The sequence below is a fragment of the Streptomyces sp. NPDC005070 genome, assembly GCF_053600395.1.
On the sequence record NZ_JBSFZS010000305.1, the window covers coordinates 1 to 3,571 of the forward strand.

The 3,571-nt window shown below is 70.7% G+C and carries 5 protein-coding genes; 2 read left to right on the forward strand and 3 right to left on the reverse strand.

What is annotated here, in order from left to right; translation table 11 throughout:
• Nucleotides 1-103: 103 nt before the first annotated feature.
• The 3 genes from ACWEBX_RS38110 to ACWEBX_RS38120 all read right to left on the reverse strand — a co-directional run bounded on the left by ACWEBX_RS38110 (nt 104) and on the right by ACWEBX_RS38120 (nt 1,611).
• A complete protein-coding gene (locus ACWEBX_RS38110; RefSeq protein WP_451889309.1) occupies nt 104-451 on the reverse strand; it encodes a tetratricopeptide repeat protein in 348 nt (115 codons plus the stop codon).
• Nucleotides 452-622: 171 nt separating this feature from the next.
• Complete coding sequence (locus ACWEBX_RS38115; RefSeq protein ID WP_451889310.1) at nt 623-1,078, reverse strand: MarR family winged helix-turn-helix transcriptional regulator; 456 nt, start codon at nt 1,076-1,078, stop codon at nt 623-625.
• Between the two features lie 2 nt (nt 1,079-1,080).
• The gene (locus tag ACWEBX_RS38120; RefSeq protein ID WP_451889311.1) at nt 1,081-1,611 is read right to left on the reverse strand and encodes a MarR family winged helix-turn-helix transcriptional regulator; all 531 of its coding nucleotides are present in this window, start codon (nt 1,609-1,611) and stop codon (nt 1,081-1,083) included.
• Between the two features lie 138 nt (nt 1,612-1,749).
• On the opposite strand from ACWEBX_RS38120, the gene ACWEBX_RS38125 reads away from it, so the two are divergent.
• Entirely contained in the window at nt 1,750-2,715 is a 966-nt protein-coding gene (locus ACWEBX_RS38125; protein WP_451889312.1) for a pirin family protein, read from the forward strand.
• Nucleotides 2,716-3,270: 555 nt separating this feature from the next.
• On the forward strand, nt 3,271-3,571 hold a 301-nt coding region (locus ACWEBX_RS38130; RefSeq protein WP_451889313.1), incomplete at its 3' end, for an alcohol dehydrogenase catalytic domain-containing protein.

The window sequence follows — 3,571 nt, forward strand, 5'->3', positions numbered from 1 at the left end:
ACGGCGGGAGGGGGCCGCCCGCGGCCAGCGCCGTGTACATCCGCGTGATCCGCCGCCAGGATCCCGATCCTGTTCGTGGTCCGGTTCCGGATCAGATTCAGGATCAGGAATCTTCGAAGTCGCCCCCGAGCGCGGACGCGATCCGCAGGTGCGACGCGGCCTCGTCCGGCCGGCCGAGGCGCTGAAGCGTGCGCCCCAGCATCAGCCGGGCGTAGTGCTCGACCGGGTCGAGCTCCACGAGGGTGCGCAACTCGGTTTCTGCGCGGCGCAGTTGGGCCGAGTGGTAGTAGGAGCGCGCCAGCAGCAGCCGGGGTCCGGTCTGCTCCGGCACCTCCTCGACCAGCCCGCCCAGCACACGTGCCGCCGCGGAGTAGTCCTTGGCCTCGAAGAACATCCGCGCCCGCTCCCAGCGATCCGCGGCCGTCCCGTGGTCGTAGTACGTCGTGTCCACCACTGACCTCCTTCGAGGGGCCACAACCGAGCCGGTTGGTTGAATATTCCACGAACCCGTCGGGGCGCCCGAGGGCGCGACCGGGCCCCGCGCTTCCGCCGCGTTCGCGCCGGCGCTCCGGACTGCCGGACGGCGGCGCTCCGGACCGCCCGACGCCGGCGCTCCGGACCGCTACGCGCCGGCGAGTTCCGCCTCGGCCCGCTCGGTGACCAGGGCCAGCACGCGCCCGGCGGCGGCCAGGTCCTCGGCCGGGATCCCGGCGTACACCCGGGCCGCGATCGCGTCGCCCGCGTCGCGGATCGACGCGAACAGCTCCCGGCCGCCGTCCGTCAGGGACACCTGCCCGGGCGCCGGCTCCGCCAGGAGTCCGCGCGCCGTCAGCTCCTCGACGGTCCGCCGGGCCGCCGACTCCTCGATCTTGAGACCGCCGGTGAGCCGGCCCACGACCCGCGCCGTTTCGGCGGTCCCGCCGTTGTCGGACGCGGCCCGCAGGGCCACCGACTGTTCGAACGTGGTGCCGCTGCGGGCCAGCACCCGCTCCAGGGCGGCGCGGCTCGCGTAGTGGGCGAGGCCGATGACCTGGCCGTTGACAGGGGGAACGTTGACAGGGGGAACAGAGGTGGTCATGACTACTCCTCGGGTGAATCCTCTTCGTAGGGCGGTGAAGCCTGGCCGGGACGCTGCCCGGCTCCGGTGTGCGCGTCGAGCGGTACGTCGAGCAGGACGGCCAACTCGTCGCTGAACGTCCGTGTGCGTTCGCCGCCGAGGCCGCCCAGTGGTTCGAGAAGCTGCTCCAGAAGGCCCTGGACCACGGAGACGGCACGGCGGGTGACCTCGCGCCCGTCGTCGGTGAGGGTGAGCCGCACCGCCCGGGGGTCCGCCGGATCCCGGGTGCGGTCGAGAAGGCCGGCCGCCTCCAGGGAACGGGCCAGCTTCGAGACGTAGAGCGGTTCGAGTCCGGTGTGGTCGGCGAGTTGACGCTGACTGGGGTGCCGTCCGTCCCGGTGCATGCCGTACAGCGACGCCACCAGCGAGTACTGCGCGTGCGTCAGGCCCAGCGGGCCCACCGCGCGGTCCACCGCGACGCGCCACTTCATCGACAGGCGCCAGACGAGGAAACCGGGCGTCGCGTTCTCGGAGACCGACTTCGCTGTACTCATGGAAGAAACAGTACATGGCTACTATGTCCATGGCTACTATTTTCGCCGTGGGGGCCGCGCCGGTTCTGAGTCATGTGTCCCTCAATGGGCGGATAGATGGACTGACGAGAGGCCTCCGGCAGGACTAGGTTGTGCGCCATGAGCAATCTTGATCGGGACGCGGTTCCCGCCCCCTGCGGCGGCCGCGGGTTCGTGGTGGCCGAGCCGGTGCGCGAACTCCTCAGCCCCCGCCGGGTCAAGCTCGGCGAGTCGACCGAGGTCCGCCGTCTGCTGCCCAACCTGGGCCGGCGCATGGTCGGCGCGTGGTGCTTCGTCGATCACTACGGGCCCGACGACATCGCCGACGAACCCGGCATGCAGGTCCCGCCGCATCCCCACATGGGCCTGCAGACCGTGAGCTGGCTGCACGAGGGCGAGGTGCTGCACCGCGACTCGACGGGCAGCCTCCAGACGATCCGCCCGCGCGAACTCGGCCTGATGACCTCGGGCCGCGCCATCAGCCACTCCGAGGAGAGCCCCCGCGCGCACTCCCGCCTGCTGCACGGCGCGCAGCTCTGGGTCGCGCTGCCGGACAGTCACCGGCACACCGAACCGCACTTCGAACACCACGCCGAACTGCCCGTCGTCACCGCCCCCGGCCTGCGGGCCACGCTCCTGCTGGGCACCCTCGACGGCACGGCCTCGCCCGGTACGACGTACACGCCGATCGTGGGCGCCGACCTGGCCCTGACGAGCGGGGCGGACGTACGCCTGCCCCTGGAGCCCGACTTCGAGTACGCCGTCCTCGCGATGTCCGGCGAGGCCCAGGTCGACGGCGTACCGATGCTCCCCGGCTCCATGCTCTACCTCGGCTGCGGCCGCACCGAACTCCCCCTGCGCGCCGCGACCGACGCGGGCCTCATGCTGCTGGGCGGTGAGCCGTTCGACGAGGAGCTGATCATGTGGTGGAACTTCATCGGGCGGTCCAATGAGGATATCGCGCAGGCCCGTTCGGACTGGATGAAGGGCTCCCGATTCGGTGAGGTGGTGGGGTACGACGGGGCATCACTGACCGCTCCCGAACTCCCGCCTGTCCCGCTGAAGCCGCGCGGGAGGGTGCGCTGACCTGGGGTTCCAGCTCTAGCTGTACTCGGCCGACACGTTGGTGACACGTGGCCGTCGGTAGTTGATCAAGGAGGGGCCTCCGGGCGTAGTGGGGATTAGCCGTCTTCACTCACTCCGGAGGTCCTGGTGGCTCACCCGGGCGAGCAGGCCGTGGACCGGGGGCGGGATGCCGCCGCTGCGGACCCACTCGTGGTAGCGGCCGAGTCGGCCTTCGCCGGGGCTGCTTCGAAGGGTTCTGTTGCGGCACTTGGCCGTACGGCGGTCGCTGAGGGCACGCCGCCGGAGGGCGAGGAGGTCCGCCGTGTCCCGACCGGCGACCCCGGCATGGGCGTGATCCGCCACCTGGATGTGAGCTCCGGCCGCGCGAACAGGTCGCGATCATGCGGGGCGCACGGGTGCCGATGAGGAGCAGGGTCACCCCTGTCCAGTCGGCGTTCTGTGTGTTCGGATCCTTGACCGCTGCCCGGGACTCCATAATGCTGTGTTGCGACACGTGAGATACGTGCCGCAATAAGCAACACTTGAATCGGGTCTCGTACCAGCTGAGGAGTGGCCATGACTCACCAGGTCCGTGCTGTCGTCGCGCGGGGGAAGGGCGCCCCCGTCAGCCTGGAAACGATCGTCGTGCCCGACCCCGGCCCGGGCGAGGCGCTGGTGAAGATCGAGGCCTGCGGGGTCTGTCACACCGATCTGCACTATCGCGAGGGTGGCATCAACGACGACTTCCCGTTCCTGCTGGGCCACGAGGCCGCGGGTGTCGTGGAGTCGGTGGGGGAGGGCGTCACCGACGTCGCTCCGGGTGACTTCGTCATCCTCAACTGGCGTGCCGTGTGCGGGCAGTGCCGGGCCTGTCTGC

Coding starts and splice junctions, on each gene's coding strand:
- ACWEBX_RS38115 (WP_451889310.1), bottom strand. CDS start 1,078: ATGACCACCTCTGTTCCCCCTGTCAACGTTCCCCCTGTCAACGGCCAG.
- ACWEBX_RS38120 (WP_451889311.1), bottom strand. CDS start 1,611: ATGAGTACAGCGAAGTCGGTCTCCGAGAACGCGACGCCCGGTTTCCTC.
- ACWEBX_RS38125 (WP_451889312.1), top strand. CDS start 1,750: ATGAGCAATCTTGATCGGGACGCGGTTCCCGCCCCCTGCGGCGGCCGC.